This window comes from Streptomyces sp. GL_148, from assembly GCF_057834205.1.
The window spans coordinates 377,454-390,990 of record NZ_CM174396.1 but is presented as its reverse complement, the minus strand read 5'-3'; the positions used below and the strand labels follow the sequence as shown (position 1 = coordinate 390,990).

12 protein-coding genes and 1 pseudogene are annotated in these 13,537 nt (G+C 72.9%); 3 read left to right on the top strand and 10 right to left on the bottom strand.

All coding sequences use genetic code 11. The features are described 5' to 3' along the window. Nucleotides 1-37 precede the first annotated feature (37 nt). Together ku and AC3IYI_RS01810 are read left to right on the top strand one after the other, a co-directional pair. Nucleotides 38-1,075, top strand: coding sequence for a non-homologous end joining protein Ku (gene ku, locus AC3IYI_RS01815; protein ID WP_489408510.1), 1,038 nt, complete (start codon nucleotides 38-40; stop codon nucleotides 1,073-1,075). Nucleotides 1,076-1,420: 345 nt separating this feature from the next. Continuing rightward, nucleotides 1,421-2,433, top strand: a pseudogene (locus AC3IYI_RS01810) (glutathione S-transferase family protein). Between the two features lie 9 nt (nucleotides 2,434-2,442). Here the strand turns inward: AC3IYI_RS01810 and AC3IYI_RS01805 are convergent. Next, complete coding sequence (locus tag AC3IYI_RS01805; protein ID WP_489408509.1) at nucleotides 2,443-3,204, bottom strand: cation diffusion facilitator family transporter; 762 nt, start codon at nucleotides 3,202-3,204, stop codon at nucleotides 2,443-2,445. A gap of 54 nt (nucleotides 3,205-3,258) precedes the next feature. Here AC3IYI_RS01805 and AC3IYI_RS01800 point away from each other — a divergent pair, with 54 nt between their 5' ends. Next, the gene (locus AC3IYI_RS01800) at nucleotides 3,259-3,747 is read left to right on the top strand and encodes a DUF6328 family protein (protein WP_489408508.1); all 489 of its coding nucleotides are present in this window, start codon (nucleotides 3,259-3,261) and stop codon (nucleotides 3,745-3,747) included. Between the two features lie 64 nt (nucleotides 3,748-3,811). On the opposite strand, the gene AC3IYI_RS01795 is transcribed toward AC3IYI_RS01800, so the two are convergent. The 9 genes from AC3IYI_RS01795 to hypB form a co-directional block, all read right to left on the bottom strand. After that, entirely contained in the window at nucleotides 3,812-4,222 is a 411-nt protein-coding gene (locus AC3IYI_RS01795; RefSeq protein ID WP_489408507.1) for a DUF5133 domain-containing protein, read from the bottom strand. Nucleotides 4,223-4,518: 296 nt separating this feature from the next. Continuing rightward, complete coding sequence (locus AC3IYI_RS01790) at nucleotides 4,519-5,073, bottom strand: type 1 glutamine amidotransferase domain-containing protein (RefSeq protein ID WP_489408506.1); 555 nt, start codon at nucleotides 5,071-5,073, stop codon at nucleotides 4,519-4,521. Between the two features lie 407 nt (nucleotides 5,074-5,480). Next, nucleotides 5,481-6,644 (bottom strand): carboxylate-amine ligase, encoded by a 1,164-nt coding sequence (locus tag AC3IYI_RS01785; protein WP_489408505.1) that lies wholly within the window; start codon nucleotides 6,642-6,644, stop codon nucleotides 5,481-5,483. A 104-nt stretch (nucleotides 6,645-6,748) separates the two neighbouring features. Beyond that, the gene (locus AC3IYI_RS01780) at nucleotides 6,749-7,588 is read right to left on the bottom strand and encodes a class II glutamine amidotransferase (protein ID WP_489408504.1); all 840 of its coding nucleotides are present in this window, start codon (nucleotides 7,586-7,588) and stop codon (nucleotides 6,749-6,751) included. A 124-nt stretch (nucleotides 7,589-7,712) separates the two neighbouring features. Beyond that, complete coding sequence (hypE, locus tag AC3IYI_RS01775; RefSeq protein ID WP_489408503.1) at nucleotides 7,713-8,777, bottom strand: hydrogenase expression/formation protein HypE; 1,065 nt, start codon at nucleotides 8,775-8,777, stop codon at nucleotides 7,713-7,715. Beyond that, nucleotides 8,770-9,912, bottom strand: a complete 1,143-nt coding sequence (hypD, locus tag AC3IYI_RS01770) for a hydrogenase formation protein HypD (protein WP_489408502.1) — start codon at nucleotides 9,910-9,912, stop codon at nucleotides 8,770-8,772. Before hypD ends, hypE begins: the two co-directional genes overlap by 8 nt. After that, complete coding sequence (locus AC3IYI_RS01765) at nucleotides 9,909-10,205, bottom strand: HypC/HybG/HupF family hydrogenase formation chaperone (RefSeq protein WP_489408501.1); 297 nt, start codon at nucleotides 10,203-10,205, stop codon at nucleotides 9,909-9,911. The genes hypD and AC3IYI_RS01765 overlap by 4 nt, the downstream gene beginning before the upstream one ends. Next, nucleotides 10,174-12,600, bottom strand: coding sequence for a carbamoyltransferase HypF (hypF, locus tag AC3IYI_RS01760; RefSeq protein ID WP_489408500.1), 2,427 nt, complete (start codon nucleotides 12,598-12,600; stop codon nucleotides 10,174-10,176). Before hypF ends, AC3IYI_RS01765 begins: the two co-directional genes overlap by 32 nt. Then, on the bottom strand, nucleotides 12,600-13,535 hold the full coding sequence (gene hypB / locus AC3IYI_RS01755) for a hydrogenase nickel incorporation protein HypB (RefSeq protein WP_489408499.1): 936 nt from the start codon (nucleotides 13,533-13,535) through the stop codon (nucleotides 12,600-12,602). Before hypB ends, hypF begins: the two co-directional genes overlap by 1 nt. Between the last annotated feature and the right edge of the window lie 2 nt (nucleotides 13,536-13,537).

The window sequence follows — 13,537 nt, the reverse complement described above, 5'->3', positions numbered from 1 at the left end:
GCGGGCGCGTCAGAGAAGAACGGCGGTGGTGGTGGTCATGGCGCGACCGGTGTGGGCGGGCGTCCTGAGCTTCGGCCTGGTCAGCCTGCCCGTAGGCCTGTACACGGCGACGGACAGCCACACGATCCACTTCCATCAGCTGCAGCGCGGCACCTCGGACCGGGTCCGCAACAAGCGGGTCAACGAGCGGACCGGCGAGGAAGTGCCCTTCGAAGAGATCGTCAAGGGCTTCGACGACGGCGACGCGTACGTGCTCGTCGAGCCGGAGGAGCTGGACGAGATCGCGCCGGGCCGGTCCAGATCGCTCGACATCGAGGGGTTCGTGGATCTGGCCGAAGTCGATCCGATCTTCTTCGACGCCACGTACTACCTGGCACCGAAGGGCAAGGAGTACGGGAAGATCTACAGCCTGGTCGAGCAGGCCCTCGACAAGGCCGAGAAGGCGGGGATCGCCAGATTCGTGATGCGCAGCCACGAGTACCTCGTGGCCGTGAAGGCGGAGAACGGGCTGCTCACCTGCCACACGCTGCATTGGGCCGACGAGATCCGCGATCCCCGTAAGGAGATCGACTCCCTGCCGCGCAAGGCCAAGGCCGCGCAGAAGGAACTGCGCATGGCCGAGCAGTTGGTCGAGGCGCTCAGCATGGAGTGGAAGCCCGAGGAATTCCACGACACGTTCCGGGAGAAGGTCGCCGCCCTCATCAAGGCGAAGCGGGCGGGCGAGAGCGTGGAGAAGGCGGAGCCCGCGGCCGAGTCGACGAACGTGATCGACCTCGCGGAGGCGCTGCGTGCCAGCGTCGAGCGGGCCGGCGGCTCCAAGGGGAAGCCGGGCAAGCGCACGCAGCACGCGAAGCACGGGAAGCAGCCCTCGAAACACGCGGCGAAGGGCGCCGGCGGGACGCCCGAGGAGAGGGATCCGGCGAGCCTGACCAAGGCGGAGCTCTACGAGAAGGCCGCGGCGGCGGGGATCCCCGGGCGCTCGGCCATGACGCGCGACGAACTCCGCGACGCGCTCACCGCCTCCGGCAGCGACGCCGACAGCGCCTCCGGCCGCGGCTCGCGCAGGGCGGCCTGACCAGGCCGAACGCTCCTCACCCGGGGGCCGCCGCACCGGCCCCGCGAAACATGCTGGGACCGGGCATGGAGGAGGGAGGCCAGGGCAGACGCCCGGCATGACGGCGACCGGGGAAGAGCGACGTGGGAACGAGCTCGGGTGAGGGAACTCCGTCCGGTCGCACGTCACAGGAACACACCGTCCGAGACGAGGCGGAGTCATCATGAAGAACACGACCACACCGCAGCACACACCCAGGCCAATCCCGACGCCCCTCCCGGACCCGGAGCCGATGCCCGAACCTCCGCCGGCGCCCCCGACCCGCCCGGGACGGGGCATCCGGCCGATCGAGTGCGGGCGCCGGGCGTGAGCTATGTCAGTGCCGGCAAGGAATACACCCGGGACGGGCGCTACCTCAGCACGCGGATCACCGCCGACGGGCGGGACGGCCACCGCGTCGAGCCCGGCCGCTACCGGCTGGTGGTCAGCCGGGCCTGTCCCTGGGCGAGCCGGGCGGTGATCGTGCGCCGGCTCCTCGGGCTCGAGCGGGCCCTGCCGATGGCCGTCGCCGGGCCCGTGCACGACGAGCACAGCTGGACCTTCGACCTCGATCCCGGCGGGCGTGACCCGGTGCTCGGCATCGAGCGGCTGGAGGAGGCCTACCTCGCGCGCGACCCCGGCTACGACCGGGGCATCACCGTGCCGGCGATCGTCGACGTCCCGACCGGCAAGGTGGTGACGAACGACTTCGCGCAGATGACGATCGACCTGGCGGTGGAGTGGAAGCCCTACCACCGGCCCGGGGCGCCGGAGCTCTACCCGCCCGCGCTCCGGCCGCACATCGACGCCGTCAACGAGGTGGTCTACAAGGACGTCAACAACGCGGTCTACGAGGCCGGGTTCGCCGGGACCCAGCGGGCCTACGCCGCGGCCTACGCCCGGCTGTTCGACCGCCTCGACTGGCTGTCCGTCCGGCTGGAACGCTCCCGCTACCTCGTCGGGGACACCCTCACCGAAGCGGACGTACGGCTGTTCACCACACTCGTCCGGTTCGACGCCGTCTACCACGGCCACTTCAAGTGCAACCGGCACAAGCTGACCGAACTGCCGGAGCTCTGGGCCTACGCGCGCGACCTCTTCCAGACACCCGGCTTCGGCGACACCGTCGACTTCGACCACATCAAGCGGCACTACTACCTCGTGCACACCGACATCAACCCCACGGGAATCGTCCCCGAGGGCCCCGACCCGGCGGCCTGGCTCTCTCCGCACGGCCGTGCGGCCCTGGCCGGCGCCCCTTCGGCGACGGCACCGCGCCCGGACCGCCCGCCCCGCAAGAGGCGGTCGAAGGAGCGGTGGCAGCAGAGGCCACCGGGTAGGGCGTTGGCTCACCCCGGTGCGGTCCCCGGCCGGCCGGGCTCCTCGCCGCTGTCCGCCGTCGCCGCTGCCCGGCCGGCCGCCGCCGCGTCGGTGACGTCGAGGAACACCTGGTCCAGATCCTTCCACCGGGCCCGCGCCGCGCGCCGGATCCGGACCATCGCGTCCTCCACGGTCTCGCTGTCGTACCCAGGCGTCAGGTCGATGCGCGCGGCCAGCAGCACCGAATCGGGCCCCAGCCGCATGGCCATACTCCGGCCTCCGGCCAGGGCGGACCCGCGCACCTGGAACAGGGCCCGGAGGAGGGAGCTCCCCTCGGCGACGAGGGCGACGCCGAGGATGGCCAGGCCGAGTGCGAAACCACCGTGCGACTCCGCGCCGCCGGAGCGGAACGCCTCGACGCCCTGGAACACCGAGAAGCAGCCGCCCGTCACGAAGATGCCGACGGCTGCGAGGAGGGACCAGAAGTAGCGCTCCATGCCGTAGCCGAAGGGGTGGCGCGCGTCCGCGGGGCGCCGGCTGCGGGTGAGCGAGGTCAGCAGGAAGACCTCGTTCAGGCTGTCCGCGATCGAATGAGCGGCCTCCGACAGCAGAGCCGGCGAGCCCGTGACGACTCCACCGACGGCCTTGGCCACGCAAATGACGAGATTGGCGGCCAAGGCCACCCACACCGTCCTGCGGGTCCCCGTGTCCTGCCCCGCCGCTGCCATGCGTGGGCCCTCCGCCGTGTCGCCCCCACCCGGCGCCTGCTCGGTGGCGACGGGGCCAAACATGATGCCGGGGGCCGGGGGTAGACGCCGCGGCGAGACCCTTCGAGGAGGCACCCGATGCCGAACGATACGGACCAGCGGGGGCGTGACGAGTCCCCGGAGGAACGCGCGGACCGGCAGTGGCAGGAACTCGTCCAGGAGATCCGGGTCGCCCAGACGGGCGTTCAGATCCTGTTCGGATTCCTGCTCACGGTGGTCTTCGCCCCCGTGTTCGCGGGGCTCCCGCAGACCGAGAAGTCGATCTACGTCGTCACGGTGGTCCTGGGATCCCTGTCGACCGGCGCCCTGATCGGCCCCGTGGCCTTCCACCGCATCGTGTCGGGGCGCAGGATCAAGCCCGAGGCCGTCACGTGGGCCGCGCGTCTGACCTTCACCGGCCTCCTGCTGCTCCTGGCCACGTGCACCTCGGCCCTGCTCCTCGTCCTCAGGGTCGCGACCGGCAACGCCCTCGCGACGTTGCTCGTCGGCGGGGTGTTCGCCTGGTACGTGTTGTGCTGGTTCGTGCTGCCCCTGTGGGCACGCGTCCGCTCCACCGCCAAGCGCTGACCTGAGGACCCGCTGAGGACCCCCCGAGGACCCTTGAGGCCCCCGAGGACCCCGAACGGGAGCCTTAAGCCGTGGCGGCGAGCTGTTCCTCGGCCGCGGTGATGGCTTCGAGGGCGGTGGGCCTGCCCATCAGCACGCACAGGGTGTACGCGGTGTCGTCCATGGCCCGCAGGGCCCCGGGGTCCTGGGGTGTGGCCGCGAGGCGGGCCTGGCAGCCGCGCAGCCGGGTCAGCACCTCCTCGGTCCGGGCAGGGTTCGGCGCGAGCCCGGCAGAGCGGGGACCCTGCGCCGTTCCACGGGTCCGGGCGGCTTCCACGGCGCGGCGCAGGGCGCGGTCGAGGCGCGCGGGCAGGTCGGTGCCGCACGAGGTGGCGGTCATCGCGGCCGCCAGGTCCTCGACGGGGACGTCGGCCAAGTCCGCCGCCGTCGCGAGGATGCGCAGCGCGTCGCGGGCCGAGCAGGGGGTCGTGGCCATGAGCATCCCGACGGCCCAGTTGCCCGTCGGCGCCGGCGCCGGCGCCGGGTGCCCGTGCGTCCGGGCCGCGGGGGCCTCTCGGGTCGGTGGAGTGGGTTCTCCGGGAGTCGGCACGGGGTTCCTCCGGTCCGGGTCGGTGGCGGCGGTGCGGTGGTCCGCGTAGGGAAGGTATGCCCGCCGTCTGAGCACGGGCCGCGCGGCGCGCTGGTTCAGGGCCCGAACAACTGCCATGACCCGTGCGGCCGACCGGCTCGGACCGTGCGACGCCCCCGGTGCGGGCCGGGGAACCGCCCGTGTCAGGTCCGCCCGTGCCCGTTCACGTTGCCGAAATGCTCGACGAGCGCCGCACAGAAGGCGTCGAGGTCGTCCGGTTTGCGGCTGGTGACGAGTGTCGAGGGTGCCGCTTCGCAGACGCGCAGGGGTTCGTCCACCCAGGTGCCCCCGGCGTTGCGGATGTCGGTGGCCAGGCTCGGCCACGAGGTCAGCGTGCGGCCCCGGACGACGTCCGCCTCCACCAGCAGCCACGGCGCGTGGCAGATCGCCGCGACGGGCTTGCCCGTCTCGAAGAAGCTCCGGGTGAACCCGACGGCCCGCTCGTCGAGCCGCAGGGCGTCGGGGTTGGCGAGCCCGCCGGGCAGCACGAGGGCGTCGAAGGCGTCCGAGGTGTCGCCGGCGAGGATGTGGTCGACGGGGAAGCTGCCGGCCTTGTCGAGATGGTGGTACGCGCGGACCCGGCCCGGTCCGGTCGACACCAGCTGCGGATTCCAGCCGGCCCTTTCGACGGCCTTCCAGGGCTCCGTGAGTTCGATCTCCTCCACGCCCTCGGGCGCGGTCAGAAAGGCGATGCGCACCGCAGTCGCCTCCTTCAGTCGGGGGGTTCCGGCACCACGGGCCGTTCGCCGGGCGAGGGCTGCTGTCCGGGAGCCGGTTCGGGGTCGCCGGGCTCGGGGCCGGGACGCGCGGGCACCGGATCGCGGGGCAGGGCATCCGGCCCCTCCGGTGTGGGCCCGGGCCCTTCCGGTGTGGGCCCGGGGTCCTGCGGCGCCGGTCCGGGGCCGTCGGGGCGTGGTTCGGTGGTCCGCCGCTCCATGCGCTTCACCTCCGGGTCGTTTCCCGCGCACCAGGGGCTTCCTGCGTACGGGACCCGTACGGGGCCGGGTGCCCGTCCGGCGCCTGCCCTGTACGGCGCGCCTCAATCAGCGATTCGGACCCGGCCCTGGTGGCTCGTGCCGCAGGCCTCGGCCCGCGGCACGCGCCCTCACTCCGCGGCCACGGCTTCGACGAGGCTGTCCACGACGTGGCTGAGCCGTCCGTAACGCCGGTGCGCGGCGCGCTGCCGGGCCGCCCCGGTGCCTTCGGCCCGGACCTCCTCCAGCAGGGCGTCGACGAGCTTCGAGTCGCCCGACGCCACGAGTCCGGGGGCCGCCCGGTCGCGCAGCCGCGCGATCAGGGTCCAGGCGGGCACCGGCGCGCCGTCGACCGGGTCCAGGCCGTCGCCGTGCAGGCCGTGGGCGGCCGCGAGCAGGTGGGCTTCGCGGAGCCGCGCCGAATGCGGCTCGGGGACCGGCGCTCCCTCGGCCGCCTCCGCGCGCAGGGTGGCGGCCAGGGCCCGTACGAGAACGGCCAGGAGGACGACCGTGCCGAGCCGGGCGTTCACATCGGCCACGCGGATCTCCAGCGTGGGCACGTGCTCGGACGGGCGGGCGTACCAGTAGATCATCCGGCGGTCCATCACCGTGCCGCTGCGCACGAGCTCCTCGGCGCAGTGTTCGTACGCGGCCTCGTCGAGGACCGGGGCGGGCCCGACGGTCGGCCAGCGGGCGTGCTCCACGGCTCGCCAGCTGGCGTACCCGGAATCCCTGCCCCGGTCGAAGGGGGAGTTCGCCGCGAGGGCCTGGAGCACCGGCAGCCAGGGGCGCATCCGGTTGGCGAGGTCGAGGGCCTGGGCCCGGCAGTCGACCCCGATGTGCACGTGGCAGCCGCAGACCGCCTGGTCGTAGTCGCCGAGGACCGAGGCGAAGCGCGACTCCATCCTGCGGTAGCGCTCGTCACGCGTGACCGTCAGCGGATGCTCGGGCGGTATGACGGGGGTTCCCGCGGCCAGCAGCAGGCACTCCTCGGCAGCCGCGGCGCGGATCACCTCGGCCCGGATCCGGGACAGCTCCGATCTGAGCGCCGCGGCCTTCGTGGTGGGGGTGGTGCAGACCTCCACCTGGGCGGTGAAGAACTCCTGCTGGACCAGCGGCCCGAGCGTGCGCGCGGCGGCTTCTATGACGCGGGGGCCTCGCCCCACCGGGGCCCGGCTGCCACGGTCGACGAGCAGGAACTCCTCCTCGACGCCCATCGTCAGGACGGGGACCCGTCCGGGGACGCACACGTCCTTCTCCTTGCCGGCCGAGGGTGTGGATACGGTCAGTGACATCGAAACCCCCTCTGTGGATCCGAACCGGCTGATGGAGTCCGTCTACCCCTGGGATCGCCGCCCACGCGGGGCAGACGGACGCAGAACGGGCGCCGGCACGGCCGTCAGTCGGGCACCGGGACGAAGGGCAGGTAATCCTGGTCCGGGACGGACGGGATCACCGTGTAGCTGGCCTCGGGAAGTTCGTTCCACACGCCGGGCAGGTCCCCCAGCGGCTCGGAGACCACGAGGCGCGAGTCGTCGGAGATCTCGTGGAGGAACTCCACCTCGGGGTGGAGGTGGCGGACGGTGTCCGCGCGGCTGCTGTAGAAGAGCGACCGGGAGGCGCCCTGGCTGGAGTACCGGAACGCCCAGAGCCGCTCTCCGTCGCTGATGGCCAGGGTCATCTGGACCGGTTCGGCGACGCCGTGCTCCTTGCCGAGCCGTTCCACGAACCCGGTCATCCTGGCCACCGCCCCCGGGACGTCCTGGTCGAGCCCGAAGGTCACCGCCAGGTAGAACATCACCTCGGAGTCGGTGGACCCCTCGATGGACGGGAAGAGGGCCGGGTCCACGGCCAGACAGAGGTCGCGCTGCAGCCGGTGGAAGTCCGCGATGGCCCCGTTGTGCATCCACAGCCACCGGCCGTGGCGGAACGGGTGGCAGTTGGTCTGCTGCACGGCCGAACCCGTCGAGGCGCGAATGTGTGCGAAGAAGAGCGACGAGCGCACGTGCGCGGCGAGCTCGCGCAGATTGCGGTTGTTCCAGGCCGGTGCGATGTCCCGGAAGACGGCCGGCGTGCCGTCCCCGTTTCCGCTGTACCAGCCGATCCCGAAGCCGTCGCCGTTCGTCGTCTCGACGCCCATCCGCGCATGGAGGCTCTGGTTGATCAGCGAGTGCTCAGGCCGGTATAGCACGGCGTCGAGCAGGATGGGAGAACCCGAGTAGGCGAGCCAGCGGCACATGCGAACCTCCGTTTCGCGGCCTGATCCGAGCCTAACCCCGTACGCGGCCGCGGTCCTGGGCTCCGCCGCGGTGGGTGCCGCGACGGAGCCGGAGTGGAGCCGGGGTGGGGCCGGCGAGTGGAGCTCAGCAGATCCGCGGCAGCTGCTCCCCGAGCGGCAGGTCCACCACGCGGGTGCCGCCCAGCCGGGTGCGGGCCACGACCATGCCCGGGTGGGCCTCCACGGCCTCGCCGATCACGGTCGCCCCGCGGCCCAGCGGATGCGCCCGCATCGCGTCGAGCACGGCCTCGGCGTGCCGGCGCGGTACGAAGGCCACGAGCTTGCCCTCGTTGGCCACGTAGAACGGATCCAAGCCGAGGATCGAACAGGCATTCGCGACGGCCGGCGGCACGGGCACTGTGGCCTCGTGGACGAGGACGCCGGTGCCGGAGGCCGCGGCGATCTCGTTGAGCGCGGCGGCCAGCCCGCCCCGGGTGGGGTCGCGCAGGACGTGCAGGTCCGGGGTGACGGCGAGCATGCTGCGGACCAGGCCGCTCAGGGGCGCGCAGTCGCTCTCCACGTCCACCCCGAACTCCAGGCCTTCGCGGACGCTCATGATGGCCACGCCGTGCAGCCCGATGTCACCGCTGACGATCACCACGTCGCCGGGCACGACCCGCTGCGCACGCAGGTCCACCCCCGCCGGGATGACGCCGATGCCCGCGGTGTTGATGTAGACGCCGTCCCCGTGCCCGCTCTCCACGACCTTGGTGTCCCCGGTGACCACCTCCACGCCCGCGGCCCGCGCCGCGTTGCCCATCGCCCGGGCCACCCGCGAGACGACGGACATCAGGGCGCCCTCCTCCAGGATGAACCCGCAGGAGAGGTACGCCGGTTCGGCCCCCGACATGGCCAGGTCGTTGACCGTGCCGTTGACCGCGAGGTCACCGATGCAGCCGCCCGGGAAGAACAGCGGGCGCACGACGTAGGAGTCCGTGGAGAAGGCCAGCCGCACGCCCCCGAGGGAGAGCGCGGCGGAGTCCCCGAGCTGGGCGAGGGCGGGGCCGCCGAACTCCGGGAGGAAGAGGTGCTGGACGAGCTCGGCGGACAGCGCGCCGCCTCCGCCGTGGCCCATCACCACCCGGGGATGGTCGCGCAGCGGGGCCGGGCAGGTCCAGCCGGTGATGTCCAGGGGTGCGGTCTCAGCCAACGGGGCTCGCCTCCAGCGGCGTCGTCGGGGAGGCCGGCGCGGCCTGGAGGTCGAGCCGGCGGTAGAGGTAGTACGCGGCGCAGGCGCCCTCGCTGGAGACCATCGTGGCGCCGAGGGGGTTGCGCGGCGTGCACAGCGTGCCGAAGGCCTCGCACTCGTTTGGTTTGATGAGCCCCTGGAGCACCTCGCCGCTGCGGCACTCGGCTGGCTCCCGGGTGGTGATCCCGGTGACCGAGAAGCGGTGCTCCGCGTCGAACTCCCGGTAGCGCTCGGACAGGCGCCAGCCGCTGTCCGGGATGATCCCGATCCCGCGCCAGGCCCGGTCCGTGACCTCGAAGACGTCTTCCAGCATGGCCAGGGCGGCGGGGTTGCCCTCCGGGCGGACGGCGCGCGCGTAGGCGTTCTCCACGGTGTGCTCGCCCCGTTCGAGCTGGAGCACGGTCCGCCGTACGCCTTCGAGGATGTCCAGCGGCTCGAAGCCCGTCACCACGATCGGCACCCGGTACCGTGCCGCGAGCTCGGGGTACTCCGCCATCCCCATCACGCTGCACACGTGCCCGGCGGCGAGGAAGCCCTGTACCCGGCAGCTCGGGGATCGCATGATGGCCTCGATGGCCGGGGGAACCCGTACGTGGGAGACCAGCAGGCTGAAGTTGGGGATGCCCAGCCGCTTCGCCTGATGGACCGTCATCGCGTTCGGCGGGGCCGTGGTCTCGAAGCCGATGCCGAAGAACACCACCTCCCGGTCCGGGTTCTGCCGGGCGATGGTCAGGGCGTCGAGCGGAGAGTAGACCACCCGTACGTCACCGCCCTCGCTGCGGACCCGGAACAGGTCCCGGCCGGTCCCGGGCACCCGCAGCATGTCTCCGAAGGAGCAGAAGATCACGCCCGGCCGGGAGGCGATCTCCAGCGCCTTGTCGATGACCTCCAGCGGGGTGACGCAGACGGGACAGCCCGGACCGTGAATCAACTCCACCTGATCCGGAAGGAGTTGGTCGATCCCGTGCCGGATGATGGTGTGGGTCTGGCCGCCGCACACCTCCATCAGCGCCCAGGGCCGGGTCACCGTGGAGTGGATGTCGTCCAGGAGCCGCCGCGCGAGGGCGGGATCCTGGAACTCGTCGATGTACTTCACCGCGGCCCTCCCTCGCCACCGTCGGCGGCGTCGGCCGCCAGCTCCCACGGGTCGCCGAACTCCTCCTGGAGCATGCCGAGTTCCGCGAACAGTGCGAGGGTCTGCCGGGCGGACTCCTCGTCCAGACGCTGCAGGGCGAAGCCCACGTGGACGATGGCGTACTCGCCGACCTGGAGGTCGGGCAGGTACTCCAGACACACCTCCTTCTGTACGCCGCCGAAGTCGACGGTGGCCATGCGGGTGCCGTCTTTATCCGCGATGTCAAGCACTTTTCCGGGTACCGCCAAGCACATGGGCCTCTCCTCGCTGTGGGGGGTCGGTGACGCCGCGGGCGACCGCCACCATGAGCTGACCGAGTGCCAGCCCGCCGTCGTTCGGCGGGACCTGGCGGTGCCGCAAGACGGTGAAGCCGCGCTCGCGCAGGGCGCGGGCGCAGGCCGAGGACAGCAAGGTGTTGGCGAAGACCCCGCCGGTCAGCGCCACCGTGTCCAGTCCGTGCCGCTCGCGCGCCAGGACGCACAGGCCGGCGACGAGCGCGGTGACGGCGGCGTGGAAGCGGGCCGCGATCACGGACGGATCCACCCCCGCCCGCAGGTCGGCCACCACCGAGACCAGCAGGGGCGTCGGATCCGCGGTGACGGGACCCTCACCGCCGGGAGCAGGGGAGTTCAGGGCGAAGGCGTACGGGCGGGGGCCGGGGTCCGCGTCCGGCTCCGTGTCCGCGGCCCGGTCCGCCTGCCCCGCCGCCCGCAGTGCGGCGGACTCCAGCTCCATCGCGGCCTGCGCCTCGTACCCGGAGTACTGGCAGATGCCCGTCAGGGAGGAGACGGCGTCGAAGAGCCGTCCCATGCTGGACGTGGCGGCGCAGTTCAAGCCGAGCTCCAACTGCCGGGACAGAACCCGGAGTTCCTCCTCCGGGCAGCTGCTCGCACACGGCAGGTCCGGATCCCAGGGGATGCCCGCCGCCCGCAGGTGCGACAGAGCCATGCGGTACGGCCGCTGCACCGCGGCGTCGCCGCCCGGTAGCGGCACGTACGCGAGGTGGGCGAAGCGGGTGTACCCCGCGTAGTCGGCGAGGAGCACTTCGCCGCCCCACACCGCGCCGTCGTCACCGTAGCCGGTGCCGTCGAAGGCGACGCCGATCACCCGGCGGCCGCCGTCCAGGCCGTGTTCGGCCAGCGCGGACGCGATGTGCGCGTGATGGTGCTGTACGCGCACCAGTGGCCGGCCCGCCGCGTTGCGGACCGCCCAGTGCCCCGACCGGTACCCGGGATGCCGGTCGGTGGCCAGCAGGGCGGGGGAGACCCCGGTGAGGGACTCCAGCTGCCGTTCGGCCCGCTCGAAGGCGATCTGGGTGGCCAGGTCGTCCATATCGCCGATGTGCGCCGACAGCCAGGCCCGGCGGCCCTCCCCGAGGCAGAGGGCGTTCTTCAGATCGCCCCCCGTCGCCAGCGTGGCGGGGACCGGAAACGGCAGCGGCACCGGCAGCGGGGCGTAGCCGCGCGAGCGCCGCACCAACAGTGCGGCGCCGTCGCAGACCCGGATCACCGAGTCGTCGCACGGGACGTGGATGGGCCGGTCGTGCGTGAGCCAGCCGTCGGCGAGGCCGGCCAGCCGCTCCAGGGCCTCGTCCTCCTCGGTGACGATGGGCTCTCCCGCGAGGTTCCCGCTGGTCATGACGAGCAGCGCGGCCCCCGGAGGGTCGCCGGGAAGCCCGAACAGCAGGTGGTGGAGCGGGGTGTACGGGAGCATGACGCCGAGGTCGGGGCTGCGCGGCGCGACCTGCTCGGCCGGTCCGGGGACGCCCGGCCGCCTGCGGAGCAGCACGATGGGCCGGACGCTGCCGGTGAGCAGGGCACGCTCCTCGGGGCCGATGTGTGCCAGCCGCTCCGCCTCGGCGAGGTCGCGTGCCATGACGGCGAACGGCTTGTCACCGCGGGACTTGCGCCGGCGCAGTTCCGCCACGGCCTCCGGACGGGTGGCATCGCAGGCCAGGTGGTAGCCGCCGAGTCCCTTGACCGCCAGGATCGCTCCCCGGGCCAGCAGCCGCCGGGCCTCGGCGACGGGATCCGTCCCGGTGCGCTCGTACGGGTCCCGCTCGCCGTCGGCGAGGAGCAGGCGCAGCCGGGGGCCGCAGGCGGGGCAGGCGACGGGCTGGGCGTGGAAGCGGCGGTCGGCCGGATCGGCGTACTCACGGGCACAGTCGGGGCACATCGGGAAGCCGGCCATGGTGGTGTGCGCGCGGTCGTAGGGCAGTCCGGTGACGATCGTGAAGCGGGGGCCGCAGTGCGTGCACGTGATGAAGGGGTGGCGGTGACGTCGGTCGGCCGGATCCGCCAGTTCCGCGAGGCAGGCGGCGCAGGTGGCCGTGTCCGGGGAGACCAGGGTCCGGGCGGGGCCGCCGCTCCGGGAGGCGATGATCGCGAATCCGGCGCCGCCGACCACCGGCACCTCGCAGTGGTCCACGGCGTCCACCACGGCCAGCGGCGGTGCGTCCGCCGCGAGGCGCTCGCAGAACGCCGAGACGGCGGCGGCCGCACCCTCGACCTCGGTCACCACTCCCTCCGGGGTGTTGGTGACGTGTCCGGCCAGACCGAGCCCGGTCGCGCGGGCGTAGACGTACGGCCGGAAGCCGACGCCCTGCACCACCCCCTGCACGGTGACCCGGCGGCGCTGCACGGACTCCATCAGCGGGTCTGCCCGTGGGCTCGCGCTGCCGCTGGAGTGCCGGCCGGCACCGGTGCGTGGGCCTGGCCCTGGCCCTGGCCTTGGCCTTGGCCTTGGCCCTGGTCATGACCGTGACCCTGGCCGTGCCCCTGGCCAGGCCCGTGATCGCGATCGTGCCCGTCCCCCGGCCGGTGCGGGTGTCCGTGGTCGGCGTGCCCGTGCCCGTGGCCGTGTCCGTCGCCCGCACCGGCGCTGTGCTCCGCAGCACGCGCGCGGGCCATCACCGGCGTGTGCGGCGCGGCTCCCGCCCCGACCGCCTGCGCCCGGTCCAGCAGGAGGCCGAGGCCCTCGCCGGTGCGGGCCGAGGTGAGCACGACCTCCACGCCCGGGTTGACCCGCTGGACGTTCGCCCGGAAGGCCGGCTCGTCGAACTCGACGGCCTGCGCGATGTCGGTCTTGGTGACGACGACGAGCTGGGCCAGCCCGAAGGCCGTCGGGTACTTCAGCGGCTTGTCCTCGCCCTCGGTCACGGACGCGAGGACCACGCGCAGCGACTCCCCGAGGTCGTACGAGGCCGGGCAGACCAGATTGCCGACGTTCTCGACGAAGAGCAGGCGCGTCTCCTCGGGCAGCCAGCCGTGCAGGTGGCGGCCCAGCATCGCGGCTTCCAGATGACAGAGCCCGTCGGTCAGCACCTGCTTGACCGGCGCGCCCGAACGGGCCAGCCGGACCGCGTCGTTCTCGGTGGCCAGGTCCGCGGTGAGGGCGGCGACGGCCACCCCGCGTTCCCCGGCGAGCATCAGTTCCCGCTCCAGCAGCGCGGTCTTGCCGCTGCCCGGACTGGACAGCATGTTGACCACCGTCGTGCCGCGGGCGGTGAGTTCGGCGCGCAGGGCCTGTGCGGCCCCGTCGTTCTTGGCGAGTACCGCCTGTTGCAGGTCGACCACTCGGCACATGG

Bases quoted from the DNA above. Each gene is read 5' to 3' on its own strand.
- ku (WP_489408510.1), top strand. From the start codon at position 38: ATGGCGCGACCGGTGTGGGCGGGCGTCCTGAGCTTCGGCCTGGTCAGC.
- AC3IYI_RS01805 (WP_489408509.1), bottom strand. From the start codon at position 3,204: ATGTTTGGCCCCGTCGCCACCGAGCAGGCGCCGGGTGGGGGCGACACG.
- AC3IYI_RS01800 (WP_489408508.1), top strand. From the start codon at position 3,259: ATGCCGAACGATACGGACCAGCGGGGGCGTGACGAGTCCCCGGAGGAA.
- AC3IYI_RS01795 (WP_489408507.1), bottom strand. From the start codon at position 4,222: ATGGCCACGACCCCCTGCTCGGCCCGCGACGCGCTGCGCATCCTCGCG.
- AC3IYI_RS01785 (WP_489408505.1), bottom strand. From the start codon at position 6,644: ATGTCACTGACCGTATCCACACCCTCGGCCGGCAAGGAGAAGGACGTG.
- AC3IYI_RS01780 (WP_489408504.1), bottom strand. From the start codon at position 7,588: ATGTGCCGCTGGCTCGCCTACTCGGGTTCTCCCATCCTGCTCGACGCC.
- AC3IYI_RS01765 (WP_489408501.1), bottom strand. From the start codon at position 10,205: ATGTGCTTGGCGGTACCCGGAAAAGTGCTTGACATCGCGGATAAAGAC.
- hypF (WP_489408500.1), bottom strand. From the start codon at position 12,600: ATGGAGTCCGTGCAGCGCCGCCGGGTCACCGTGCAGGGGGTGGTGCAG.
- hypB (WP_489408499.1), bottom strand. From the start codon at position 13,535: ATGTGCCGAGTGGTCGACCTGCAACAGGCGGTACTCGCCAAGAACGAC.